Origin of the sequence: Variovorax sp. E3, assembly GCF_016082275.1 — a bacterium.
Lineage (GTDB): Bacteria > Pseudomonadota > Gammaproteobacteria > Burkholderiales > Burkholderiaceae_C > Variovorax.
In genome coordinates this window covers 1-23527 of the sequence record NZ_MOWM01000129.1, presented here as the reverse complement: position 1 = coordinate 23527, position 23527 = coordinate 1, and the positions used below count along the sequence as shown (strand labels likewise).

Here is a 23527-nt window from a genome sequence, read left to right as displayed (position 1 = left end):
CCGCAAGGCCAGCATCCGCGCGAAGGTGGAGCACCCGTTCCGCGTGATCAAGCGGCAGTTCGGCCTCGCGAAAGTGAGGTTCAAGGGACTGGCCAAGAACACGGCGCATGTGATCACGCTGTTTGCGTTGTCGAATCTGTGGATGGCCAGGAAGAAGCTGATCGCGATGCTAGGGCAGGTGCGTCCGCAGACGGCGTGAAGAGCCGCAGGGGCTCTCAAACGCATGGGGCGATTGGCGAGACGGGCGCCGCAAGCGCAACGACCAAATACGCGCGCTCGCCATCAAGCAACTTACGACTTGATCAGACCTTCCTTAGAGGGGCTTGAAGCCGCTGGCCTGGATGATCCGTTCCCAGGTCTGCGTGTACGTGCGCACGCGGCCCGCGAACTGGCCCTGCGGCTCGTAGCCCACGGTCAGCCCCATCGTCGTGAGCTTCTGCTTCACGTCGGGCATGGCCAGCACCTTCTGCAGCGCGTTGCCGTACTTGTCGATGATCGGCTGCGGCGTGCCCACCGGCGCGAAGATGCCGTAGTAGGGCAGGTCGTCGAGGTTCGCGAAGCCCAGCTCGGTGAACGTGGGCACGTTCGGAATCACGGCCTGGCGCTTGGCGCCGATGGAGGCCACGATGCGCACCTTGCCCGCCTTGTGGTTCTCGATGAAGTCCGGCACCGAGGCAATGCCCGCGGTGATCTGGTTGCCCAGCATGTCGGCCGTCATGGGGGCGCTGCCGCGGTAGGGCGCGGGCTGCACGTCGATCTTGTACTTGTCCGAGATCATCTTCACCAGGAACTCGGGAATCGAGGCCGGCGCCGGAATGCCGATGGTCTCCTTGCCGCCCTTTTGCGTGCGCACCCACTTCACGTACTCGTCCATGGTCTTGGCCGGCGTGCCGCCCGACACGGCCAGCACGTTGGCAAAGGTGGCGAAGCCGGCCACGGGCACGAAGTCGGTGGCGGGGTTGAAGCCGGGGTTCTTCACGACCTGCGGAAGGATCGATATGGTGTGGTCATGCGACAGGAACAGCGTGTGACCGTCGGCCGGGGACGACTTCAGCACCGTGGCGGCAATCTGGCCGCCCGCGCCCGCGCGGTTTTCCACCACCACGGGCACGCCCAGCACGTCCTTGAGTTTTTCGCCCAGCGTGCGTGCAATGGCGTCGGTGCCGGCGCCGGCGGGGAAGCCGACCAGCAGGCGGATGGGCGTGCCGCTCTGGGCCTGCGCCGGGGCCAGCACGGCGCCCGAGAGACCCAGTGCCAGCAGCAGTTGCACACCGCGCGACACGACATTGCGCCTTGAAAAGGACATGATGGACTCCAAAAACAACAAGAGTGGAAGAGAAGAAAGAAGAACCCGCAAACGCGTTTGCACTTGAAGGGACGGCGAACGGCCCTATTTTGAATGCAGGAATCAAGCCATGCGACAAGACAAACTCACCACCAAATTTCAGGAAGCCCTGGGCGATGCACAGTCGCTCGCGCTGGGCAACGACAACGCCTACATCGAACCGGCTCACCTGCTGGTCGCGATGCTGCGCCAGGACGACGGTCCGCGTGCCCTGCTGGAGCGTGCGGGCGTCAATGCGCCGGGCCTGCTGAACGCGGCCGAAGCCGCCATCAAGAAACTGCCGCAGGTGCAGGGCCACGACATCGTGCAGGTCGGGCCCGAGCTCGGCAAGCTGCTGCAGGCCACCGAGAAGGAAGCCATCAAGCGCAACGACCAGTTCATTGCCGGCGAGCTCTTCCTGCTGGCGCTGGCCGACAGCAAGGCCGACATCGGCAAGCTCGCGCGTGAAAACGGCCTGAGCCGCAAGTCGCTCGAGACCGCCATCGACGCCGTGCGCGGCGGGCAGGGCGTGAACAGCGCCGACGCCGAAGGCCAGCGCGAAGCCTCAAGAAATACTGCATGGACCTCACCGAGCGTGCCCGCCTGGGCAAGCTCGACCCGGTCATCGGCCGCGACGAGGAAATCCGCCGCGCCATCCAGGTGCTGCAACGCCGCACCAAGAACAACCCCGTGCTCATCGGCGAACCCGGCGTGGGCAAGACCGCCATCGTCGAAGGCCTGGCGCAGCGCATCGTCTCCGGTGAAGTGCCCGAGTCGCTGATGGGCAAGCGCGTGCTGTCGCTCGACATGGCCGCGCTGCTGGCCGGCGCCAAGTTCCGCGGCGAGTTCGAGGAACGCCTGAAGACCGTGCTCAACGAACTCGCGAAGGACGAAGGCCAGACCATCGTCTTCATCGACGAGCTGCACACCATGGTCGGCGCCGGCAAGGCCGAGGGCGCGATGGACGCGGGCAACATGCTCAAGCCCGCCCTTGCGCGCGGCGAGCTGCACTGCGTGGGCGCCACCACGCTCGACGAGTACCGCAAGTACATCGAGAAAGACGCCGCGCTGGAGCGCCGCTTCCAGAAGATCATCGTGGGCGAGCCCAGCGTGGAAGCCACCGTGGCCATCCTGCGCGGCCTGAAGGAAAAGTACGAAGTGCATCACGGCGTGGACATCACCGACCCGGCCATCGTGGCCGCGGCCGAGCTGAGCGATCGCTACATCACCGACCGCTTCCTGCCCGACAAGGCCATCGACCTGATCGACGAGGCCGCGGCCAAGATCAAGATCGAGATGGACTCCAAGCCCGAAGTCATGGACCGGCTCGACCGTCGCCTGATCCAGCTGCAGATCGAGCTGGAGGCCGTGCGCCGCGAGAAGGACGAGGCTTCGCAGAAGCGTTTCGGCCTGATCCAGGACGAGATCGCGAAGCTGCAGAAGGAAATTGCCGACTACGACGAGATCTGGCAAGCCGAGAAGGCACAGGCCCAGGGCAGCGCCAAGGTGCGCGAGGACATCGACAAGATCAAGTTCCAGATTGCCGAGTTCACCGCCAAGGGCGACTTCAACAAGGTCGCCGAGCTGCAGTACGGCCAGCTGCCGGCGCTCGAAAAGCGCCTGAAGGAAGCGCAGGACGTTGAAGCCACCAAGGGCAAGTCGAGCGCGCCCACGCTGTTGCGCACGCAGGTCGGTTCGGAAGAAATCGCCGAGGTCGTGGCGCGCGCCACCGGCATTCCGGTCGCCAAGCTGATGCAGGGCGAACGCGACAAGCTGCTCGTGATGGAAGACAAGCTGCACGAGCGCGTGGTGGGCCAGGACGAGGCCATCGGTGCGGTCGCCAATGCGATCCGCCGCTCGCGCTCGGGCCTGTCGGACCCGAACCGCCCGACCGGTTCGTTCCTGTTCCTCGGCCCCACGGGCGTGGGCAAGACCGAGCTGTGCAAGGCGCTCGCGGGCTTCCTGTTCGACAGCGAAGACCACCTGATCCGCATCGACATGAGCGAGTTCATGGAGAAGCATTCGGTCGCCCGCCTCATCGGCGCGCCGCCGGGCTACGTGGGCTATGAAGAGGGCGGCTACCTCACGGAAGCCGTGCGCCGCAAGCCCTACAGCGTGGTGCTGCTCGACGAGGTCGAGAAGGCCCACCCCGACGTGTTCAACGTGCTGCTGCAGGTGCTCGACGACGGCCGCCTCACCGACGGCCAGGGCCGCACCGTGGACTTCAAGAACACCGTGATCGTGATGACGAGCAACATCGGCTCGCCCATCATCCAGGCCATGGTGGGCAAGCCCTCGGAAGAAATCAAGGAAGCGGTGTGGGACGAGCTGAAGAACTACTTCCGCCCCGAGTTCCTGAACCGCATCGACGAGACCGTGGTGTTCCATGCGCTCGACGCGAAGAACATCGAGTCGATTGCCGCGATCCAGCTCAAGGTGCTGCAGGCGCGGCTCGCGAAGATGGACCTGGGCCTGGAGGTGTCGCCCGCGGCACTGGCCGAGATCGCCAAGGTCGGCTTCGACCCGGTGTTCGGTGCGCGACCGCTCAAGCGCGCCATCCAGCAGCGCATCGAGAACCCGCTCTCCAAGCTGTTGCTGGACGGCAGCTTCGGGCCGAAGGACACGATCGAGGTCACGACCGACCCGATCCAGACCCCCGGCCAGTTCAGGTTCGCCAGGAGCGGGGAACCAACGGCGGCTGCTTCGGCCTAAAGTCGGATGATGAACTTCATTTTTCGCGTCATTCTTCTGCTCCTGGGGCTGGTCTTCGCGGCCAGCCTGGCCGTGGCGGTCATGCTGCTGGCGGCGGTGTGGGGTGTGCGCTACGCCTGGGGGCGTCTCACGGGCAAGCCCGTGACGCCTTGGATGTCTTCGATGGGCGGGCGCTTCAACCCGCGCTCGGGCTTCGATAAATTTCGCCATGCGGCACAGCCGGTCGAGCCGACCGCCGCCGACGTGGCCAATGCACGCGCACGCGGCGAGTCGGCGCGCAGCCCTATCGCCATCGGCCCCGCCGATGACGTGACCGACGTGCGGGCCCGCCCCGTGCGCGGCGAATAGCCGGAAACCGGGCCGGCGGCTCTTTCTTCGAACGCCCCCGCGAGCGCCTACAGGCCGGGGAGGCGCTTCATGCGCCCATCGAGAAACGCAATATCGGCGGCCGATGGGGCCAGGCTCATCGCGGTCTCGTAGGCCGCTCGGGCTTGGGCATGCCGCCCTTGGCGGGCCAGCAACTCCGCCTTCGCTGCGTGGAAGGGCTGGTAGTCCCGCAGGGCGGGCTCGATTCGCGTCAATTCGGCCAGCGCCGCGTCAAGCGCGCCTGCTTCCGCATGGGCCACGGCCCGATTGAGGCGCACCACGTCGGTAGGCTCGAACCGCAGCAGGCTGTCGTAGAGCAGCGCGATCTGCGCCCAGTCCGAATGCTCACCCTCGCAATGGCAGGCGGCAATCGCGGCCTTGATCTGGTGCGGCCCGGGGGCACGCCGGCGCAGCGCCCGCTCCAGAATGGCCACGCCGGCCGCGATCTCGTCCTTTCTCCACAGCCCCCGGTCTTGTCGACCCATGGGCACTGTCGCCTGGCCGTCGGCATCGGTGCGGGCGCGCGGCGGGCATGGCTGATCATCAACGCGGCCAGGCACCCTTCGACCTCCGCTTCGCCAGGATGCAGCCGGTCCAGCAGCGCGCAAAGGTACAGGGCCTCTTCCGCCAGATCGCGGCCCGCCTTGGGCCCGGCCGTGTAGCCCGCATTGAAGATCAGGTAGACGACCGCGAGCACGGCCTGGAGGCGCTGCGGCCACTCGGCGGGCTCCGGAACCGCATAACGGATGCGGGCCGCGGCGATCTTCGCCTTGGCGCGGGACAGGCGTTGCCCCATCGTGGCTTCCTGGTCGAGAAATGCCTGCGCGATCTGGGCCGTGGACAGGCCGGCGACCACGCGCAGCGTCAGCGCCACTTGCGACTTCCGCTCCAGCGCGGGATGGCAGCAGGTGAAGATCAGGCGCAGCCGCTCGTCAGGAATCGGTTCCGTCTCGGCTTCGTAGGCCTCGTCACCCGCGAGCACCTGCAGGCTGACGCCGATCCTGTCGGCCGTCCTGTGGGCGCGGATGCGGTCCAGCGCCTTCCGGTAGGCCACGCGCAGCAGCCAGCCAAGGGGCGAAGACGGAATGCCGGAGCGGCTCCAATGGGACACCGCCGACAGCATGGCGTCCTGCAAGGCGTCTTCAGCTAGCTGGAAGTCGTTGAGCCGGGCGATCAGCGCAGAAATCAAACGCCCCCGATCGTCGCGCGCCAGCCTGTTGAGGGCCTGGGTCACGGCGACCGCGCCGGAGGCGGGTGAGCTCATCGTCGGTTGCCCGGCTGCCCGGTGGCGAGGCCCGGTCAGCCCGCCGGGTTGTAGTCCATCAGCGGCCGCACTTCGACCGTGCCGAAGCTGGCCGACGGGACCGCTTGCGCGTACTTCAGCGCGACATCGAGGTCGGCGACATCGATCACGTAGTAGCCGCCCAGGTGCTCCTTGGTTTCGGCGAACGGGCCGTCCATGGTTGCCACCTTGGTGCCGCGAATGCGCAGCGAGGTGGCGGTCTCGACCCCCTGCAGTCCTTCGCCGGAGAGCAGGACCCCGTCGCCGTCATCTTCTCGTTGAGCGCGAAGAAGCCGCCCATCATCTGCTGGAACTCGGGCGTGCCATAGGCGGGTTCGCGTTGGGGGTCGTTGTAGATCAGGAGCATGTATTTCATGTCGAATTCCTTGGAGCGGGGGAGGGTGAGGAGTGAGGGCTCAGAAGCCCGTGGCGATGCGGGCGAGCGCGACGAACAGGATGCCTGCGGCAAGCAGGTTGGTGCCGTTGCCCACATAGCGCAGCGGATGGTTGCCGTTGTCGATCTTGAGACCGAAGGGATGGGCCACGCGCCCGACCAGCAGCAGCGCGCCCGCGGCATGCAGCCAGCGGGCACTCGCTCCCTGCGCTTCCGCGAGGATCATCAGCAACAGGACAAAGGGCACCCATTCGATGAAGTTGCCGTGGCGCCGGATCTTGAGCAGCAGCTCCGGCCTGCCGCCGTCACCGATCGACTGATGGAAGCCGGGGCGTGATGAAGTGACACCTGTCCAAAGCAGGAACCACACGAGTACGAGTGGCAGTGCATAGAGGGTCGTGATGGTCAATGGCATATCGGCGGTCTCCTTTTTTGTTCCGATGCAGCAAGGACGCCGTCGCGCGTCGGATTTCGACATGCGCTTGAATTATTTTTTTCTGCGTGCGTCGAGCGGGCCGCCCTTGTACAACGCAGAGGGCAAAGCCGAGGGCAAATCCCCCGAAACTCAAATCCGATAGCCCGTGAGGTTTTGGGGGCTCGCGCCTGCGAAGGCAGCGGACCGGTCAGGCGCTGTACAGCGCCTCGATCTCGCCGGCGTAGGTCTTGTAGATGCTGGAGCGCCGCACCTTCATGGTCGCGGTGACCTCGCCGTCGTCGTGGTCCAACTCTTTGGTCAGCAAGTGAAAACGCCGGATCTGCGAGACCTGCGCCAGCTTTTCATTGCCCCTGGATATTTCCGCGTCGATCAGCGCGCGCACCCGGGGCTCTTCCACCAGCGAGCGGAAATGCGTGAACGGAATGCGCGCGGCCTCGGCCCATTTGCCCACCGTCTCGTAGTCGATCTGCAACAGCGCGCCGACGAACTTGCGGCCGTCCGCCACCACGATGCATTCCTTGATGAAGGGGCTGCCCTTCATGGTGTTCTCGATCTCCGAGGGCGTGAGGTTCTTGCCGCCGGCGGTGATCATGATGTCCTTCAGGCGGTCGACGATGCGCAGTTGGCCGTCGTCTTCCTCGCGCACCACGTCGCCGGTGTAGAGCCACCCGTCGCGGATCGACGCGGCCGTGGCCTCCGTATTCTTGTAGTAGCCCTCGAACACCATGTCGCCGCGCACCAGCAGTTCGCCCGCTTCGCCCACGCGATGCTCGGTGCCCAGCGTGGGCGCGCCGACCGTGCCGATCTTCACCGCGTCGTGCCTGTGGCCCGCGATCATGCCGGTCGATTCGGTCAGTCCGTACACCTCCACCAGCGGCACGCCCAGCGTGCGAAAGAAGCGCACCACGTCCGCCGGAATCGGCGCCGCGCCCGTGAGCGCGATGCGCGCGCGGCGCAGGCCGATGAAGTTCTGCAGCGCGCGCAGCACGGTCCAGTAGGCGAGCGCGAAGCGCCCGCGCTCGGCCAGCGTCCAGTGGCTGCGCGGCTTTTCCGCGAGCGGCGCGCAGGCGGCCATCGCACGCGCGAACAGCGCGCGCTGCAGGCGGCCCGCCTCCTGCATCTTGATGCTGATGCCCGCGTGCAGCTTTTCCCAGATGCGCGGCACGCCCAGGAACATCGTCGGCGCCACTTCGCGCAGGTCTTCCTGCACCGTGCGGATCGATTCGCCGAAGTTCACCTGCGAGCCCAGGTACACCGGCACGAAGGCCGTGAGCATCTGTTCGGCCACGTGGCACAGCGGCAGGTACGACAGGTGCGTGGTGTCGCCGCCCAGGCCCAGCCGGTCGGCAATGCCGGGCACCACGCCGCGGATGTTGCGGTACGAAATCATCGCGCCCTTGGGCTTGCCGGTGGAGCCCGAGGTGTAGATCATCAGCCCGATGTCGGCGAGCGTCTGCCGCTGCAGCGCGGCGTCGATCAGCGCATCGCCTTCGCGCGCATGCAGCTCGGCACCGGCCTGCTCGACTTCCGCGAAGGTCGCGATGCGCTCGCGCACTTCGGGCGGGTAGCTCGCCAGCCCCTTCGTTTCGATGACCACGATCTTGCGTAGGCGCGGCAATTGCTCGATGGCGTCGAGCACCTTGTCGGTCTGCTCCTGGTCCTCGCAGACGATCACCTCGATGTCCGCGTGCCCGACCACGTAGGCCACCTCGTTGCTCGGGCTGGTCGGGTACACGCCCACCGTCACCGCGCCGATCAGCCCCGCGCCCATCTGCGACAGCAGCCACTCGACGCGGTTCTCCGAGATCACGCCGAGGTGCCCGCCGGGCGCCAGGCCCATCGCGTGCAGCCCCAGCCCGAAATGGCTCGCGCGCCGCAGGTAGCCGGCCCAGTCCAGCGGATGCCAGATGCCGAAGTCCTTCTGCCGGATCGCGATGCGCCAGGGCTGCCGCCGGGCCTGCTCGCGCAGCATCTGCGGCAGGGTCAGCGAGGGGAGCGAGTTCGTCGTCATGACAGCCAGCGCTTGCGGCGCTTGTAGTGCTTCAGCGCGCGAAAGCTGCGCGACTCGCCGCTGCCGCCCACGCCCAGGTAGAACTCGCGCACGTCCGGGTCGGCCGCCAGCCGCTCGGCGCTGCCGTCGATCACCACCTTGCCGCTTTCCATGATGTAGCCCGTGTGCGCGATGGCCAGCGCCACGCTCGCGTTCTGCTCGACCAGCAGCATCGAGGTGCCGCGCTCGGCGTTGATGCGCGCGATGATCGTGAAGATGTCTTCCACCAGCTTGGGCGAGAGGCCCAGCGATGGCTCGTCGAGCAGGATGAGCTGCGGCTGCGCCACCAGCGCGCGGCCGATGGCCAGCATCTGCTGCTCGCCACCCGAGAGATAGCCCGCAAGGCCCTTGCGCCGCTCGTGCAGGCGGGGGAAATAGGCGTACACGTCGTCGAAGTTGCGCGGCGGCCTGGCGCCATCGCGCCCCGTGAGCGCATACGTGGCCGCGACGAGGTTCTCTTCCACCGTCAGGTCTTCGAACACGCGCCGGCCTTCCATCACGTGGCTGAGCCCGCGCCGCACCAGTTGCTGCGGCGCAAGCTGTGCGGTCGGCGCGCCGTCGAAGGTGATGCGGCCCGCCTCGACCTCGCCGTCTTCCAGCGCGAGCAGCCCCGACACCGCCTTCAGCGTGGTCGACTTGCCCGCCCCGTTGCTGCCCAGCAGCGCCACGATCTGCCCGCGCGGCACGGCCAGCGACAGGCCGCGCAGCACCTGCACGACCTTGTTGTAGACCACCTCGATGTTGTTGACCTCCAATACATTCATGGCTCGCCCCCAGTCTTCGCGCACTTCGTGCCGCTTCGCCAACCCCCTGCCGGGGGCAACACCAGCAGCCCGGCAAAGCCGGTTCTGCGGTGCTCCTGGAAGTACCGTCGACTGTGCATGGCTTACTTGTCGAGACTGATCCAGTCCGACGCCGCCACCATCTTCTGCGCCTTCATGTCGGCCTTGTAGACGCGGCCCACCGGTATCGAGTTGCCCTTGATGGTGATCGGCGTGCCGATGAGCCCGCCCGTGTCGAAGTCCTTGATGGTGTTGAGCGCCGCCTTCAGGTTCTTGCCGTCCAGCGGCTTGCCCGCGTCGAGCGTGCGCTTGGCCGCTTCGGTGAACAGCATTGCCGTGAGAAAGCCCTGCGTGTACGCCGTGCTCTGGTACTCGGGGCGCAGCGCGCGGATCTTGTCGAGCATCGGCGCCTTGGCCGAGGTGTCGTAGTAGTAGCGGTAGGGCATCACGCCCATGAAGCCGTCGGCCGCCTCGCCCATCTTCATGACGGTCGAGCTGTCCATGGTCCAGAAGGTGCCCATCCACTTGCTGGTCATGCCCATCTGTTTGCCCTGCTGCACGAACTCCGGAATGGGCGCCAGGATGTAGCCGTGGAAGATGGTGTAGTCGGGCGCCGCGCGGCGCAGCTTGATGACCTCGGTCGACACGTCCACGCTGCCGGCCGGCGTCATGAGCTTCACGGGCACCGTGAGGCCGAGCTTCTTCGCGGCGGCTTCGCTGGCCTCGATCGGGTCGCGGCCGAACTCGGAGTCGGAGTACACGAAGGCCACCTTCGCGCCCGGCTTCTCCTTGGCGATGTGCCGCAGCAGAATGCCGATCTGCTCGGTGTAGTCGGGGCCCACCAGGAACTGGTTCGGGTACTTGGCCGGGTCGTTGAGCTCGGTCGCGAACGAGGCGCCCGCCATCAGGATCTGGCCGCTGCGGTCCAGCTCGGGGTTGATGGTCTTGGAGAAGCCGGTCGAGTCGCCGTAGTAGAGGTTGACCTTGTTCTGGCTCGTGATCTTCTTGAACGCCGCCACCGACACGTCGACCTTGTAGCCCGTGTCTTCGGGCACGTAGCGCAGCTGCGGCCCTTGATGCCGCCCGCGTCGTTGACCATCTTCACGTAGTCGGCCATGCCGGCGTTGATGCCCACGCCCGCGAAGGCGAACACGCCGGTCATGGGAATCGAGCCGCCGATGACGATGTCGTCGTTGCCCTGCGCGTGAGCCGCGAAGGGCACGGCGGCGGCCAGGCCGGCTGCGAGCAGCAGGGCGCGGCGCTGGTGGGAAAGCTTCGTCGGTGTCTTGTTCTGCATGCTTGTCTCCTGGTTCCTTGTCAGTTGCGGAAAGGCCATAGATGAAAGAAGCGGCGTATGCGCCGCCACACTTCTGCGAGCCCATGCGGCTCGAACACCAGAAATCCGACGATGAGCAGGCCGAAGACCACGGTGCGCACCGGCGACAGGAACACGGTCATCTCCGTGCCGCCCGGCAGCAGGTCGACCACGAGCTTGAGCAGCTCGGGCACCATCGTCATGAACACCGCGCCGAAGATGCCGCCGAGCACCGTGCCCATGCCGCCGACGATGATGGCGGCCAGGAAGAAGATCGACATCAGCAGCGGAAAGCTCTCGGGCGTGACGACGCGAAAGAAGTAGGCCCACAGCCCACCGGCCACGCCCGCATAGAACGAAGAAAGCCCGAACGACAGCAGCTTGTAGCGAAGCAGCGGAATGCCCAGCACCTCGGCCGAGATGTCGCGGTCGCGGATGGCGATGAACGCGCGCCCCACGCGTGTGCGAAACAGGTTGGCCGCGCCGAGCACCATGAGGATCATCACGGGCACGATGACCCAGTAGAGCCGGAACGAGGTATCGAGCGGCAGGCCGAAGAACTGCGCGGGCGGCAACGAGAGACCGGTGGTGCCGCCAGTGAGCTTGAGATTGGCAAACAGGAAGTGCGTGATGAACGACGCGGCAATGGTCGCAATGGCAAGGTACAGCCCCTTCACGCGCAGCGAGGGAATGCCGACGATCAAACCGCCGAGCATGGCGACCACGCCGCCCGCGAAGAGGTTGAGCAGAAAGGGCGTGCCGAGCCGCGTCTGCATGATTGCCACCGTGTACGCCCCGAGGCCCATGAACGCGGCTTGCCCCAGGCTCACGAGTCCTGTGTATCCCGTGAGGATGTTGAGCCCCGTGGCGCTCGCCACGTTGATGGCGACAAGGCACGCGAGGTACAGCCAGTAGTCGCTGGCCATGAAGGGGAACAGCACCAGGAGCGCTGTGCCTATTGCCAGCCACGCCTTTTGCGTGCGCGAGTCGAACAGCGCTGCGTCCGCCACGTAGCTTTGCTTCAGGGTGCCTATGCGCATTGCGACTCCTGTTCAAGGGGCGTGCACGGATGGCATCTGAAGAAGACCAGGCTGCCGGTCATTTCAAAGCCTCTCGATCTCGTGGGTGCCGAAGAGGCCGTAGGGCCGGACCATCAGCACGAGCACCAGCACGATGAAGGTGGCGAGCAGCTTGTATTCGCCGCCGAGGTACGAGCCCGCCAGCGCCTCGACCAGCCCGATGAACACACCGCCGACGAGTGCGCCCAGCACGCTGTCGAGTCCGCCGACGATCACCACCACCAGCACCGACAAACCGAACACGCCCATGGACGAGGAGATGCCGCCGATCGAGCCGACGATGATGCCGGCCACCGCGGCGATCATGGCCGAGGCGACCCATGCGAGGGAGAAGACGCGGGATACGTTGATGCCCATCGAGTACGCCGCCGCCTGGTCCGACGCCGTGGCCCGCAGCGCGACGCCGCCGCGCCAGAACCGGAACAGCAGCAGCACGAGACCGATCAGCACCACCGCGATGAGCGCGCCATAGGCGATCTTCGGGGCGAGGAAGGCCTCGCCGACCATCACCGGGCTGTTGGGCAGGAACTCGGGCAGGCGGCGCTGGTCGGCGGTCCAGATGATTTCGACCAGGCCCACCAGGATCGACGCGAGCCCGACCGTGACCATGAATACTGAAATCGGGGGCTCGCCCAGCAATGGGCGGATCATGGTGCGCTCGATCACCGCGCCCAGCAGGCCGGTGCCGATGACGGAGCCCAGCACCGCGAGCCAGATCGGAAGCGAGAAGCTCGCGGCGAAGGCGAAGAACAGGTACGCGCCGACCATCAGCATTTCGCCGATGGCGATGTTGACGACCCGCGTGGCCTTGTAGACCAGCACGAAGGCCAGCGCCGCGAGCGCGTAGAGCCCGCCGCCGGCGATGCCGGTGAGCGTGATCTCGAAGAGGTAGGCCCAGTCGATCACGCGGCGGCCTCCACGGCCGTATCACCGCGCAGTCGGCGCCGCAGTTCGCCCACGTCGCCGGCGCCCAGGTAGGCGCGGATCACCTCGGGGTCGGCCTGCACGTGGGCCGGCGAGCCCTGCGCAATGACCTGCCCGAAGTTGAGCACCACCACGTGGTCCGACAGATCCATCACCATGCCCATGTCGTGCTCGACCATCAGCACCGTGATGCCCCACTCGCGCCGCACGTCGAGGATGAAGCGCGCCATGTCTTCCGTCTCTTCGCGGTTCATGCCGGCCACGGGCTCGTCGAGCATCAGCACCTGGGGCTGCATGGCCAGGGCGCGCGCCATTTCCACGCGCTTCTGCAGGCCGTAGGGCAGGGCGGCGACGGACGCGTGCCGGATGTGGTCGATCTCGAGGAAATCGATGATGCGCTCCTCCACGTCGCGGCGCAGCTCGGCCTCTTCGCGGCGCGCGCGGCCCAGGTAGAAGAGGGCGTCGAACACGTTGGTCTTCAGGTGCGCGTGGCGGCCGAGCTTGATGTTGTCGAGCACGGTCATGCCGCGGAACAGCGCGATGTTCTGGAAGCTGCGCGCCAGGCCCAGCGCGGCGCGCTTCGGGGCGGGCAGGCGGGTGATGTCCTCGCCCTGGAACAGCACGCGGCCTTGAGACGGCTTGTAGAAGCCCGAGATGGTGTTGAACAGCGAAGTCTTGCCCGCGCCGTTCGGCCCGATCACGGCAGTGATGGAGCCGGGCGCCACGCTGAAGCCGACGTTCGTGAGCGCCTTGACGCCGCCGAACGCGAGCGTCAGCGCATCGACCTGCAGCACGGAAGCGGAGGGCGCGTCAGGCATGGCTCAGAGCATCGTTGTAAGGTCAGGGTTTGTGTCCAGCACCCCGAAAGCTACTGGTCCGTAAAATTCCTACTGGCGGGTAATGTCTACGTTCGTCGCACTGCGCGGCATCCGGACTTTCCCCGCCCGCACAAACCCCATGCCCCGTTCAGCCACAGCCCCATCGCCCACCCCGTCTTCTCCCTGGGAGCCCGCCGGCAAGCGCGCCCAGCAGCGCGAGGTCAAGCGCCACGCCGTGCTGCAGATGGCCGCCCGGCTTTTCAACGAGCGCGGCTTCCACGCGACCTCGCTCGACGACATCGCCGAGCGGCTGAATGTGAGCAAGCCCACGCTGTACTACTACATCGAGAACAAGGACCAGATCCTGCTGGAGTGCGTGAAGATCGCGCTCGAGCTGATGCAGGACGCATCGGCGAGGTGCGCGCCGCGGGCGGCAGCGCCATCGACCAGCTCAAGGCGTGCATGCGCATCTACTCGAGCGTGGTGACGCAGGACTTCGGCATGTGCGTGATCCGCATCGGCGAAGACCCGCTGCCCGAGCCGCTGAAGAAGGAGCTGCGCCGCCTCAAGGCCGGTATCGACGGGCAGTTTCGCCGGCTGATCGAGGACGGCGTGGCCGAAGGCTCGCTCGCGCCCTGCGACCCGAAGATGGCGGCCTTCATGCTGGCCGGCGCGCTGAGCTGGATCGGCCGCTGGTACCGGCCCGACGGCGACCTCACGCCCGACCAGATCGCCGACCAGGGCATCGCGCTGCTGCTCAATGGCGTGTTGCAGCGCCCGGCGCCGGTCGAGAAAACACGCAAGCCGGCCACGAAGACAAAAGGAAAAACCGCATGACGACGACAGACGCTGCTCCCTTGCTGCGGGGCCGCGACGGCGCGGTGGCCACCCTGCGCTTCAACCGCCCGGCCGCGCTCAACGCCATCGACGTGCCGATGGCCAACGCCTTCCTGGCCGCCGCGCGCGAGCTGGCCGCCGACCGGAGCGTGCGCGCCGTGCTCATGAGCGGGGCGGGCAAGGGCTTCATGGCGGGCGGCGATCTCGGCGTGCTGAGCGCCGACCCCAAGCAGGGCGCCGCCGACCTGATCGGCCCGCTGCACGAGGCGCTGACCGTGCTCGACGCGATGGACGCGCCGCTCGTCGCGCAGGTGCACGGCGTGGCGGCCGGCGCGGGCCTGAGCATGATGCTGCAGGCCGACTTCGTGCTCGCGGCCGAGGGCACGCGCTTCAACCTGGCCTACGTGAACATCGGCACCAGTTGCGACGTCGGTGCGTCGTGGGCGTTGCCGCGCCTCGTCGGCATGCGCCGCGCGCTGGAAATCGCGATGCTCGGCGACACCTACGACGCGGCCGCTGTCGAGCGCATGGGCCTGGTCAACCGCGTGGTGCCCGCCGCCGACCTCGAGGCCGAGGCGAGGGCGCTCGCGCAGCGGCTGGCCAAGGGCCCGACCGTGGCGCTGGGCAACCTGCGCCGCCTGATGCGCGGCTCGCTCGACCGCGACCTGGCGAGCCAGCTCGACGCCGAGTCGGCCGCCTTCCAGGCCTGCGCCGCGACCGACGACTTCAGAATCGGCCTCGACGCGTTCTTCGACAAGAAGCCGGCGGCCTTCACGGGCCGCTGACACCGTTTTCATCAAACCCAGGAGATCCACTCATGACCCAGCGCGACATCTTCGTGGTCGGCACCGCCCGCACCGCCATCGGCACTTTCGGCGGTGCGCTGAAGGACGTGCCCAACACGCAACTGGCCACCACCGCAGTCAAGGCCGCCATCGAGCGCAGCGGCCTCGCGGGCGATGCCATCGGGCACGTGGTGATGGGCAACGTGATTCCCACCGACGTGAAAGACGCCTACCTGAGCCGCGTGGCCGCCATCGACGCCGGCTGCCCCATCGAGACGCCGGCCTTCAACGTGAACCGCCTCTGCGGCTCGGGCCTGCAGGCCATCGTGTCGGCGGCGCAGGCGATTGCGCTGGGTGACTGCGAGATCGCCATCGGCGGCGGCTCGGAGTCGATGAGCCGCGGCCCGTATTTCGACACCTCGGCGCGCTACGGCGCCCGCATGGGCGACGCGGTGCTGGTCGACTACATGCTCGGCATCCTGCACGACCCGTGGGAGAAGATCCACATGGGCATCACGGCCGAGAACGTGGCCGCGCGCTACGGCATCACGCGCGAGCAGATGGACGCGCTGGCCGTGACCAGCCAGCAGCGCGCCGCCGCGGCCATTGCGGCGGGCCGCTTCAAGGAACAGATCGTCGCGGTCGAGGTGAAGACGCGCAAGGGCGTGGTGCTGTTCGACACCGACGAGCATGTGCGCGCCGACACCACCGCCGAGACGCTCGGCAAGATGAAGCCCGCGTTCAAGAAGGACGGTCTCGTGACCGCCGGCAACGCCTCGGGCATCAACGACGGCGCCGCCGCCGTGGTGCTGGCCAGCGGCGACAGCGTGAAGGCGCGCGGCCTCAAGCCGCTGGCGCGCCTGATGGGCTACGCGCACGCCGGCGTCGAGCCCGCGTACATGGGCATCGGCCCGGTGCCGGCCACGCGCAAGGTGCTGGAGCGCACGGGCCTGAAGGTGAGCGACTTCGACGTCATCGAGTCGAACGAAGCCTTCGCGGCGCAGGCCTGCGCGGTCATCAAGGAGCTGGGCTTCGACCCCGCGAAGGTGAACCCGAACGGCTCGGGCATTTCGCTGGGCCATCCGGTGGGCGCCACGGGCGCGATCATCACGACCAAGGCGATTGCCGAGCTGCACCGCACGGGCGGCCGCTACGCGCTCGTCACGATGTGCATCGGCGGCGGCCAAGGCATTGCCGCCGTGTTCGAGCGCGTTTGAAGGCACACTCGCCCGCATGCTTCGCCCTCCGCTCCTGATCGATCCCGACGAAGTCGAGATCAGCGCCATCCGGGCACAGGGCGCGGCGGGCAGAACGTCAACAAGGTGTCGAGCGCGGTGCACCTGCGCTACGACATCCCCGCGAGTTCGCTGCCGGCCGACGTCAAGGAGCGGCTGCTCGCGCTGCGCGACAGCCGCATCACGCAAGAGGGCGTGCTGGTGCTCAAGGCGCAGCAGCATCGCACGCAGGAAATGAACCGTGCCGATGCGCTGGCGCGTCTTCAGGCGGTGATCGACGGCGTGGCCACGCCGCCGCGCGTGCGGCGCGCCACCAAGCCGACCTACGGCTCGAAGCAGCGCCGGCTCGAGGGCAAGAGCCAGCGCTCGCAGATCAAGAGCTCGCGCGGACCGGTGCGGGACTGACCGCGTCGTCGTGAACTGAATGCGAAAGGCCCTGCCTTGCGGGTCTGAAACAGCGCCCGCGCACAATCGCGGTCATGAGAAGCCAGTTTTCACGCGTCCTGCTGTCGGCGCTTCTGCTGACGCCGGCCGCGCTGCTGCTCGGCGGCTGCGGCCCGGGAACCGCGGCGGAGCAGGGGGCCGGCAGCGCCGTGGCGCCCGAGCTCAAGTGGGAGGCACTGATCCCCAAGAGCTGGGACCCGACCAAGCGCTACCGCAACATCAGCCTCGAGGCGCTGCGCGACAACGATCCGCAGGCCATCCAGATGCTCGACGAGATGCGCGCCGTGTGGGACAACGCGCCGGTCAACGTCGCGCTCGACGGCAAGCCCGCCAAGCTCGCGGGGTTTGTCGTGCCGCTCGACGCCACGCAGGACGGCATTCGCGAGTTTTTGCTGGTGCCGTACTTCGGCGCCTGTATTCACACGCCGCCACCGCCCGCCAACCAGATCGTGCACGTGATCGCGCCCAGCCCGGTGAAGAGCCTGCATGCGATGGACACGGTGTATGTCAGCGGCACGCTGAAGGCGGCGCGCTATGCGTCGGTGGACATGGGCGTGAGCGGCTACGAGATCGCCTCGGCCGCTGTCGAGCGCTTTACGCCGAAGCAGCCGCAGTAGCCGCAGTAGCCGCAGTAGCCTGCGCGCCGCCGCGGCCACGCGTCAGGTCATGCGCTGCGACAAGAAATCCAGGAACGACGTGATGCGCGCCGACAGCTGCGTGTTGCGGTAATACACCGCATTGACGGGCTGGCGCACGTCCACCGTCTCCTTCGTCAGCACCTGCACCAGCGCGCCGCTGGCACGGTCGCTGGCGGTCATGAAGTCGGCCAGGCAGGCAATGCCCACGCCGGCCAGCGCCATCTGCCGCAGCGTCTCGCCGCTGGACGCGGCCACCGTCGGCGTGATGGCCCATTCGTCGCCGTGCGTGCCGCGCAGGGGCCAGCGGTTGAGCGACTCGGGCTGGGTGAAGCCAAGCAGCGAATGGTCCGCCAGCTCGGTCACCTTGCGCGGCTTGCCGCCGGCTTCGAGGTATGCGGGGCTCGCGAGCACGCGCAGCCGGTGCGTGCCGAGCGGGCGCGCATGCAGCGTGGAGTCACGCAGCGGGCCGATGCGAATGGCGATGTCGGTGCGGCGTTCCAGCAGGTCGATGGGCAGGTCGTCGGTGTCCAGCTCCAGGCTGATCTGCGGGTACAGCCGGCGGAACTCCGACACCAGCGGCACGATGGCGTGCAGCATGAAGGGCGAGGCGGCATTCACGCGAAGGCGGCCGGCCGGTTGCTGGCGGCGCGCGGCCATCTGCTCTTCGGCGTCGTCGATCGCATCGAGGATGGCGCGGGTGCGCTGCAGGAAGGCCGCGCCTTCTTCCGTGAGTTCGAGCCGGCGCGTGGTGCGGCGCAGCAGCGTGGTGTCGAGCTTCTGCTCGAGCCGGCTCAGCGCGCGGCTGATGCCCGAGACGGTCTGCGCGAGCTGCTCCGACGCGGCGGTGATCGAGCCCGTGTCCACCACCGTGCGGAACGCGACGAGTTCTTCGATGGTGGATTTCATGGAGGCCGCGTCTTCAGTTCGTGGCTTCGGCCACCGGCACCTCGATACGCGGCATCAGCGCCGCGAGCGCCTCGCCGTCGGTGCGGTAGCTGAACAGCATCGGCCCCGGCGCCAGCAGGCCGGCGCGTTCGAGCACCTGCATCGCGGGCAGCTTCAGGCCGCTCAGGTGCAGGCGCACGCCCCTGGATTCCATCATCCGGCGGATCGAGCCGAACACCTCGGCACCCGTGATGTCGATGCGGTTGATGGGCTGCGCGAACAGGCACACGTCGGTGAGCTCGGGGCGCTCGGCCAGCGCCACGGTCAGGGCGCGTTCGAGCGTGGAGGCCGAGGCGAAGTCGAGCTCCGCGTCCATGCGCAGCGCATACAGCTGCGGCGCCAGCGGCGGCAGCTTCCACAGGTTGCGGTCGCGCAGGCTGCCGTCGGGGTGCAGGCCCACTTCGATGATGCGTGGGTGCAGGTGGCGGTACATGTAGTGCGCCATGCTGGCCAGCAGGCCGCCGAGCACGCCCCAGTAGATGCTGGGCGCCGTCGCGATGGTCAGCACGAAGGTGCCGAAGGCAATGCCCGCCTCGATGCGCGACACGCGCCACAGCGCCGTGAAGCTCGCGGGCTTCACCAGCCCGAGGATGGCCGTGACCACCACCGCCGCCAGCACCGCCTGCGGCACGTGGTACAGCAGCGGCATCAGCCACAGCAGCGCGCCCGCCACCACCACCACGCTGAACAGCGTGGCCCAGCCGGTCTGCGCGCCCGCATACAGCGTGATGGCCGAGCGCGAGAACGACGAGCTGGTGGGGAACGCGCCCGTGAAGCCCGAGGCCAGCTTGGCCAGGCCCTGGCCGATCAGGTCCTGGTTTTCGTTCCAGAGCGTGCCGGCGCGCGCGTTGTCGACCTTGGCGCTCGACGCGGTTTCCAGAAAGCTCACCAGCGTGATCATCAGCGCCGGCAGCACCAGTGCGCTGAAGGTGCTCACGGGCAGCAGGCCGGGCCAGTAGAACGAGGGCAGGCCCGAAGGCAGGCTGCCGACCACCGCGCCGCCGCGCAGCGCGTAGTCGACCGCCCAGCTGATGGCGGCCGCGCCGGCCACCAGTGCCATGGTGGTGGGGAAGCGCGGCAGCATGCGCTTGCCGAGCCACAGCACCGCGATGCTGCCCAGGCCGAAGGCAATGGCCACGAGGTCGGGCAGCGGGCCGCCCTGCAACACCTGAGGAATCGTGCGCCCTGTGAAGCCCAGCAGCGCGGGCAACTGCGAAATGGCGATCAGCACCGCCGCGCCCTGCGTGAAGCCGATGAGCACCGGCGAATTGACCAGCCGCAGCAGCCAGCCGAAGCGCCCCGCGCCCAGCACGATCTGGATGGTGCCGGACATCAGCGTGAGCCACACCGCCATCGCCACCCACTCGGCGCTGCCCGCCACCGCCAGCGGCGCGAGCGAGGCGCCGACCAGCAGGCTGGTGAGCGCCGTGGGCCCGACCGACAGCCGCTGCGACGAGCTGAACATCACCGCGATCAGCGCCGGGAACAGCGCCGCGTACACACCCGTCACCAGCGGCATGCCGGCCAGCGCCGCATAGGCCACGCCCTGCGGAATGACCATCAGCGCGACGGTGATGCCGGCCATGGCCTCGTTGCGCAGCAGCGCGGGCGAGGGGCGGGGCCAGGCAAGGCAGGGAACCCAGCGCGCGAGGCGCTGGCGCAGGGAAGGGGACGATGCGGAGGGGGCAGCCGGGGTCATGGGCATGGGCGGGCGCACTGAGAAATCGGAGCAGCATTTGCGCGGTGCGCGGTGCGCCGCGCGACAGCGATGCGGGGAAGCTGGCGGAATCAGATCAGCGAAGTTGCGTTCTTGAGCACGTAGTCGCAGGCCTTGGTCTTGAGCTTGGACGACAGCACCTTGAAGTTCAGCGTCTGGCCGTCGCCGCCCTTGAGCAGGCCCTTGGCGCCGTTGGCAAAGCCGGTTTCCTGCGGCTTCTGGCCGGTGATCTTGGCCAGCAGCTTGTCTTTCACCGAGGCCGCGTCGCCGCCCAGGTAGTTGTTCTTCACGCAGTACTGCAGCACGCCGGCGGCGTTGCCGATGGTGCTGGAGCCGATGGCGGGCATCTTGAAGCCCAGGTTGTTGCCCAGGCTGCCGAGCGCGGAGCCGCCGGTGCCGCCCGCGTTGCCTTGGGAGTTGGCGCTGGCGGCCTCGCCGGCTTTTTCCTTCAATTGGTCGAGCAGGTTGTTGGCTTGTGCCGAGGCGCCTGCCGCGAGCAGGGCCAGGGCGATGAGGGTGGAGCGGGCGTGCATGGTGTCCTCCTGTCGGTACGCATGGTGAAAAGCGGCCACCAGCATACCGGAGAGTCGAGGCGCGCAGCCCCTCGGCGCGCGCCCGACGGCCGCCCGCTTACTTCGTGCGCGGCGGGCGCTTTTCGAGCAGCGGCGTGCTGGTGCCCTGCACGCCGACCAGGCCGAGCACCGTTACCAGCGAGTTCTGCGCGCCCTTCCAGCCGTCGGTCACGTCGATCCATTCGCTCAGCGCGTGGAAGCCGCCCGTCTTGCCGCCGCCGCCGATGATGATGGCCGGAATGCCCAGCGACATCGGCACGTTGCGTCGGTGCTGGCGCCCGTGAGCAGGGTCTTGTGGCCGAAGGCCGCGTTGGCGCGCGTGGCGGCCTCGACGATCACCGTGTCCGACTGCGTGCGGCCGCCCGGGCGGTCGCCGATGAGCTTGGTGCTCACGCTCAGCGTGTTGACGTTCCAGCGCTTGTTTTCCTCGACCACGGCCTCGTCGATGGCCGCGAGGATCTTCTTCTCGGTCTCGAGCAGCGGCGCCATTTCATCGGAGCGGATGTCGACCGCCATGCGCGCGTCCGGCGCGATGGTGTTGACCGAGGTGCCGCCGCCGACCGTGCCCACGGTGAAGGTCGTCTTCGGGAAGCTCGGCGTGCGGATGTCGGCGATCTTGGCGATGGCGCGGCCCATGCCGTGGATGGCGCTGGGCACCTGGCCGAAGGCGCCGAAGCTGTGGCCGCCCGGGCCCTTGAAGGTCACTTCGTAGCGGTGGCTGCCGGTGCCCAGCATCAGCACCGTGCCGTCGGGGGCAGGCTCAAGGCCGACCATGCCGTCGATGTCGAGGTGGTCGCGGAACACGGCCTTGATGCCGCGCAGGTTGCCCAGCTCTTCCTCGCCCACATTGCCCACGAACAGCAGGTCGCCCACGGTCTGCACCTTGTTGTCGTTCAGCACCTTGAGCCACGACAGCAGCACCGACAGGCCGCGTGTGTCGTCGGAAATGCCGGGCGCGTAGAGCTTGCCGTCGCGCTCCTTGACCTTCACGTCGGTGCCGGCGGGGAACACGGTGTCGAGGTGGGCCGAGATCAGCAGCTTGGGCCCGTTGCCCGTGCCCTTGCGCAGGCCGACCACGTTGCCTTCGGCATCGATCTTCGCGTCCGTGAGGCCCAGGGCCTTCATGCGCGCGAGAAAAGCCTCGGCGCGCTTCTGTTCCTTGAAGGGCGGGGCCTCGATCTCCGTGAGCATCTTCAGGTCTTCGACCGAGCGATCGTGGTCGGCCTTCACCGCGTCGAGCAGCTTCTGCACCTGCGGCGACGCCATGAGCTGCGTGTAGGCCTTGTCCACATCGGGCCGCACCTGCGAAGGCGTGGCCGCGACGGCGCCGGTCTGGGCATGCGCGAGGCCGGCGGTGGCGCAAGCCAGGGCAAGGGCGAGCGGGGCGAGGCGAAGAGAGGCAGGGCGTGGCATGGTGCGGGAGCGTCCTTGAGAAAGTGAGCGGAAAGCGGAGAGCGGAAAGGGTGGCGCCGACGACGCGGCGTCGTCAGCGATTCTTGTGGCTGTGCTAAGCGCGTGCTCTGGTTTAATCTTTGGCGTTGTCAGTTTTTCTAACGAAGCCCGACCCCACCCGACCCGAGCCCATGCGCCGCCACATCCCCAGCACCCGCGCGCTGCTGACCTTCGACGCGTGGCACGCCACCACGGCGTGGGCAAGGCGGCCGAAGAGCTGTGCCTCACGCACAGCGCGGTGAGCCAGCAGCTGCGGTTGCTGGAGTCGCAGATCGGCGTGCGGCTGGTGCAGCGCACCGCGCGCGGCACCGAGCTCACCGAGGCCGGGCGCCGTTACCACGGCCAGATTTCCGGCGACCTGCTGCGGCTGCAGAACCACACGCTCGAGGCGATGGCCCAGCGCACCGACGGCCTGCGCCTGCTGGTGGGCGCGGTGCCGGTGCTGGCCGAAGGCTGGCTCACGCCGCGGCTGCCGGAATTCATCGCGCAGCACCCGGGCTGCAGCCTGCATCTGCAGGTGTTCCCGACGCACCTCTACATGGAAGACATGCCCTTCGACGTGGGCGTGCAGTACGACGACGCGGTGTGGCCCGGCGCCAATGCGCTGCCGCTGATGGGCGAGCCGTGCGTGGCCGTGTGCTCGCCCAAGGCCAAGGGCCGGGCGGCGATGGCGCGCGGCGACTTTCGCGCGGCGCCGCTGCTGCAACTGCGCACGCGCATGGGCGCGTGGGAAGAGTGGTTCGGGCAGACGGCGCATGCGCGTGCGCCCGACAACCTGGTGGCGGGGCATCGCTTCGACCTGTTCTCGTCGCTGGTCGCGGCGGTGCGCGCCGACCTGGGCGTGGGGCTGGTGCCGGAATATTTCATCGAGCGCGAGTTGCGCTCGGGCGAACTGGTGCTGGCCTGCTCGCACCGCGCGCCGTCGAGCCGGGGTTACAGCGTGTTCGTGGCACCGAGCCGCACCGACGACGCGCTGGTCGGCGCCTTCGTCGAATGGCTGCTCGGGGCCGCGGCTTAGGCGCGGCGGAACAGCAGCACGGAATTCGTGCCGCCGAAGGCGAAGGAATTGCTCACGGCCGCTTCGAGCGACGGCGCCGCCGTGTCGCCCGGCTGCACGAGGTTCAGGCTGCAGGCCGGGTCGATTTCGGCGCAGTTCGCATTGGGCGGCAGTTGCTGTTCGTGCAACGCGAGCACGGTGATGAGCGCCTCGAGCGCGCCCGCAGCGCCCAGCATGTGGCCGTGCAGCGCCTTGGTCGAGCTCACGCGCAGTGCGCCGAGGTCGTCGCCCCACACCTCGGCCAGCGCATTGCGCTCGACCACGTCGCCGATGCGCGTGGCCGTGCCGTGCGCGTTGCAGTAGCCCACGTCGCGCGGCTGCAGGCCGGCCTGGCGCAAGGCGGCGCGCAGGGCGCGGGCCTGG

The 23527-nt window shown here is 67.9% G+C and carries 18 protein-coding genes and 6 pseudogenes; 9 read left to right on the top strand and 15 right to left on the bottom strand.

All coding sequences use genetic code 11. The features are described from left to right. Window positions 1-199 (top strand): transposase (locus BMG07_RS30870; protein WP_198087718.1); only part of this gene is annotated, 199 nt, incomplete at its 5' end. A 114-nt stretch (window positions 200-313) separates the two neighbouring features. Here the strand turns inward: BMG07_RS30870 and BMG07_RS30865 are convergent. Beyond that, window positions 314-1306: a Bug family tripartite tricarboxylate transporter substrate binding protein gene (locus BMG07_RS30865; RefSeq protein WP_198087717.1), complete on the bottom strand. Its 993-nt coding sequence runs from the start codon at window positions 1304-1306 to the stop codon at window positions 314-316. Between the two features lie 109 nt (window positions 1307-1415). Here BMG07_RS30865 and clpB point away from each other — a divergent pair. Beyond that, a pseudogene (gene clpB, locus BMG07_RS30860) lies at window positions 1416-4036 on the top strand (ATP-dependent chaperone ClpB). A gap of 9 nt (window positions 4037-4045) precedes the next feature. Beyond that, a complete protein-coding gene (locus BMG07_RS30855; protein WP_269759570.1) occupies window positions 4046-4384 on the top strand; it encodes a hypothetical protein in 339 nt (112 codons plus the stop codon). A 229-nt stretch (window positions 4385-4613) separates the two neighbouring features. On the opposite strand, the gene BMG07_RS30850 is transcribed toward BMG07_RS30855, so the two are convergent. The 9 genes and pseudogenes from BMG07_RS30850 to BMG07_RS30810 form a co-directional block, all read right to left on the bottom strand. Continuing rightward, window positions 4614-5636, bottom strand: a complete 1023-nt coding sequence (locus tag BMG07_RS30850) for a DUF6596 domain-containing protein (RefSeq protein WP_307867129.1) — start codon at window positions 5634-5636, stop codon at window positions 4614-4616. 65 nt (window positions 5637-5701) lie between these two features. Further along, complete coding sequence (locus tag BMG07_RS43140) at window positions 5702-5863, bottom strand: YciI family protein (protein WP_374221344.1); 162 nt, start codon at window positions 5861-5863, stop codon at window positions 5702-5704. A 237-nt stretch (window positions 5864-6100) separates the two neighbouring features. Then, complete coding sequence (locus BMG07_RS30840) at window positions 6101-6493, bottom strand: MAPEG family protein (RefSeq protein WP_198087715.1); 393 nt, start codon at window positions 6491-6493, stop codon at window positions 6101-6103. Window positions 6494-6701: 208 nt separating this feature from the next. Continuing rightward, window positions 6702-8525 (bottom strand): long-chain fatty acid--CoA ligase, encoded by a 1824-nt coding sequence (locus BMG07_RS30835; protein ID WP_198087714.1) that lies wholly within the window; start codon window positions 8523-8525, stop codon window positions 6702-6704. Then, window positions 8522-9328 (bottom strand): ABC transporter ATP-binding protein, encoded by an 807-nt coding sequence (locus tag BMG07_RS30830; RefSeq protein WP_198087713.1) that lies wholly within the window; start codon window positions 9326-9328, stop codon window positions 8522-8524. The genes BMG07_RS30835 and BMG07_RS30830 overlap by 4 nt, the downstream gene beginning before the upstream one ends. A gap of 122 nt (window positions 9329-9450) precedes the next feature. Next, window positions 9451-10643 (bottom strand): annotated as a pseudogene (locus BMG07_RS30825) (ABC transporter substrate-binding protein). 20 nt (window positions 10644-10663) lie between these two features. Continuing rightward, window positions 10664-11701, bottom strand: a complete 1038-nt coding sequence (locus tag BMG07_RS30820; RefSeq protein WP_198087712.1) for a branched-chain amino acid ABC transporter permease — start codon at window positions 11699-11701, stop codon at window positions 10664-10666. 63 nt (window positions 11702-11764) lie between these two features. Further along, window positions 11765-12646, bottom strand: coding sequence for a branched-chain amino acid ABC transporter permease (locus BMG07_RS30815; protein WP_198087711.1), 882 nt, complete (start codon window positions 12644-12646; stop codon window positions 11765-11767). Continuing rightward, window positions 12643-13482, bottom strand: a complete 840-nt coding sequence (locus BMG07_RS30810; protein ID WP_198087710.1) for an ABC transporter ATP-binding protein — start codon at window positions 13480-13482, stop codon at window positions 12643-12645. Before BMG07_RS30810 ends, BMG07_RS30815 begins: the two co-directional genes overlap by 4 nt. A 139-nt stretch (window positions 13483-13621) precedes the next feature. Here BMG07_RS30810 and BMG07_RS30805 point away from each other — a divergent pair. The 5 genes and pseudogenes from BMG07_RS30805 to BMG07_RS30785 all read left to right on the top strand — a co-directional run bounded on the left by BMG07_RS30805 (window position 13622) and on the right by BMG07_RS30785 (window position 17400). Beyond that, a pseudogene (locus tag BMG07_RS30805) lies at window positions 13622-14319 on the top strand (TetR/AcrR family transcriptional regulator). Further along, window positions 14316-15104, top strand: coding sequence for an enoyl-CoA hydratase/isomerase family protein (locus tag BMG07_RS30800; protein WP_198087709.1), 789 nt, complete (start codon window positions 14316-14318; stop codon window positions 15102-15104). The pseudogene BMG07_RS30805 and the gene BMG07_RS30800 overlap by 4 nt, the downstream one beginning before the upstream one ends. A gap of 32 nt (window positions 15105-15136) precedes the next feature. Continuing rightward, window positions 15137-16321 (top strand): acetyl-CoA C-acyltransferase family protein, encoded by a 1185-nt coding sequence (locus BMG07_RS30795; protein WP_198087708.1) that lies wholly within the window; start codon window positions 15137-15139, stop codon window positions 16319-16321. Window positions 16322-16337: 16 nt separating this feature from the next. Continuing rightward, window positions 16338-16744, top strand: a pseudogene (arfB, locus tag BMG07_RS30790) (alternative ribosome rescue aminoacyl-tRNA hydrolase ArfB). Window positions 16745-16818: 74 nt separating this feature from the next. Continuing rightward, a complete protein-coding gene (locus BMG07_RS30785; protein ID WP_198087707.1) occupies window positions 16819-17400 on the top strand; it encodes a DUF3299 domain-containing protein in 582 nt (193 codons plus the stop codon). Window positions 17401-17442: 42 nt separating this feature from the next. Here BMG07_RS30785 and BMG07_RS30780 read toward each other — a convergent pair whose 3' ends face one another. From BMG07_RS30780 to BMG07_RS30765, 4 genes and pseudogenes are all read right to left on the bottom strand, one after another. Continuing rightward, window positions 17443-18327, bottom strand: coding sequence for a LysR substrate-binding domain-containing protein (locus BMG07_RS30780; protein ID WP_198087706.1), 885 nt, complete (start codon window positions 18325-18327; stop codon window positions 17443-17445). 13 nt (window positions 18328-18340) lie between these two features. Further along, on the bottom strand, window positions 18341-20065 hold the full coding sequence (locus BMG07_RS30775) for a SulP family inorganic anion transporter (protein ID WP_198087719.1): 1725 nt from the start codon (window positions 20063-20065) through the stop codon (window positions 18341-18343). Window positions 20066-20154: 89 nt separating this feature from the next. Then, a complete protein-coding gene (locus tag BMG07_RS30770) occupies window positions 20155-20616 on the bottom strand; it encodes a DUF2501 domain-containing protein (RefSeq protein WP_269759568.1) in 462 nt (153 codons plus the stop codon). Between the two features lie 97 nt (window positions 20617-20713). After that, window positions 20714-22068, bottom strand: a pseudogene (locus tag BMG07_RS30765) (M20/M25/M40 family metallo-hydrolase). A gap of 217 nt (window positions 22069-22285) precedes the next feature. Here BMG07_RS30765 and BMG07_RS30760 point away from each other — a divergent pair. Beyond that, window positions 22286-23125 (top strand): LysR family transcriptional regulator, encoded by an 840-nt coding sequence (locus BMG07_RS30760; protein ID WP_307867128.1) that lies wholly within the window; start codon window positions 22286-22288, stop codon window positions 23123-23125. On the opposite strand, the pseudogene BMG07_RS30755 reads toward BMG07_RS30760, so the two are convergent. Next, window positions 23122-23527, bottom strand: a pseudogene (locus tag BMG07_RS30755) (beta-ketoacyl-[acyl-carrier-protein] synthase family protein); the annotation flags it as partial. The gene BMG07_RS30760 and the pseudogene BMG07_RS30755 sit on opposite strands and share 4 nt — an antisense overlap.

Excerpts from the sequence above, each read along its gene's own strand:
- BMG07_RS30835 (WP_198087714.1), bottom strand. The coding sequence starts at position 8,525 with ATGACGACGAACTCGCTCCCCTCGCTGACCCTGCCGCAGATGCTGCGC.
- BMG07_RS30840 (WP_198087715.1), bottom strand. The coding sequence starts at position 6,493 with ATGCCATTGACCATCACGACCCTCTATGCACTGCCACTCGTACTCGTG.
- BMG07_RS30810 (WP_198087710.1), bottom strand. The coding sequence starts at position 13,482 with ATGCCTGACGCGCCCTCCGCTTCCGTGCTGCAGGTCGATGCGCTGACG.
- BMG07_RS30780 (WP_198087706.1), bottom strand. The coding sequence starts at position 18,327 with ATGAAATCCACCATCGAAGAACTCGTCGCGTTCCGCACGGTGGTGGAC.
- BMG07_RS30855 (WP_269759570.1), top strand. The coding sequence starts at position 4,046 with ATGAACTTCATTTTTCGCGTCATTCTTCTGCTCCTGGGGCTGGTCTTC.
- BMG07_RS30770 (WP_269759568.1), bottom strand. The coding sequence starts at position 20,616 with ATGCACGCCCGCTCCACCCTCATCGCCCTGGCCCTGCTCGCGGCAGGC.
- BMG07_RS30775 (WP_198087719.1), bottom strand. The coding sequence starts at position 20,065 with ATGACCCCGGCTGCCCCCTCCGCATCGTCCCCTTCCCTGCGCCAGCGC.
- BMG07_RS30785 (WP_198087707.1), top strand. The coding sequence starts at position 16,819 with ATGAGAAGCCAGTTTTCACGCGTCCTGCTGTCGGCGCTTCTGCTGACG.
- BMG07_RS30820 (WP_198087712.1), bottom strand. The coding sequence starts at position 11,701 with ATGCGCATAGGCACCCTGAAGCAAAGCTACGTGGCGGACGCAGCGCTG.
- BMG07_RS43140 (WP_374221344.1), bottom strand. The coding sequence starts at position 5,863 with ATGGACGGCCCGTTCGCCGAAACCAAGGAGCACCTGGGCGGCTACTAC.
- BMG07_RS30800 (WP_198087709.1), top strand. The coding sequence starts at position 14,316 with ATGACGACGACAGACGCTGCTCCCTTGCTGCGGGGCCGCGACGGCGCG.
- BMG07_RS30865 (WP_198087717.1), bottom strand. The coding sequence starts at position 1,306 with ATGTCCTTTTCAAGGCGCAATGTCGTGTCGCGCGGTGTGCAACTGCTG.
- BMG07_RS30795 (WP_198087708.1), top strand. The coding sequence starts at position 15,137 with ATGACCCAGCGCGACATCTTCGTGGTCGGCACCGCCCGCACCGCCATC.
- BMG07_RS30830 (WP_198087713.1), bottom strand. The coding sequence starts at position 9,328 with ATGAATGTATTGGAGGTCAACAACATCGAGGTGGTCTACAACAAGGTC.